We start from the raw sequence: 362 nt of genomic DNA, 5'->3' as shown, positions 1-362 counted from the left end.
CCGGACTTGAAGCCGAGCTGGGCGCTCGCCTGTTCCACCGCACGACGCGATCCCTGTCGCTGACGCCTGAGGGAGAGGCCTTTCTTCCTCACGCCGTCACCCTCATCGAAGCTCGCGATTCCGCGCTCGACTCGATCTCAGACGGTGGGTCCGGTCTCTCAGGCCTGCTGAAGGTGACCTCGCCCAACGTGATCGGCCACTCCGTAGTCGTCCCTGTCGTCGCTGAGCTGATCGCACACAATCCCGCGCTTCGCGTTGATCTGACCCTGAGCGACGGTGTGATCGACATTGCGACGGCAGGACTGGACGTAGCCGTCCGTGTGGCATTGATGAAACCTTCGGACATGATCGCGACGAGGTTA

1 protein-coding gene is annotated in these 362 nt (G+C 62.4%); it reads left to right on the top strand.

Annotated features, from left to right (window positions below; all coding sequences use genetic code 11):
- Positions 1-362 (top strand): LysR family transcriptional regulator (locus tag GSQ92_RS26855; protein WP_174247855.1); only part of this gene is annotated, 362 nt, incomplete at both ends.

Source organism: Acidisoma sp. S159, from assembly GCF_009766125.1.
Lineage (GTDB): Bacteria > Pseudomonadota > Alphaproteobacteria > Acetobacterales > Acetobacteraceae > Acidisoma.
This window is presented reverse-complemented; position numbering and strand designations above follow the sequence as displayed.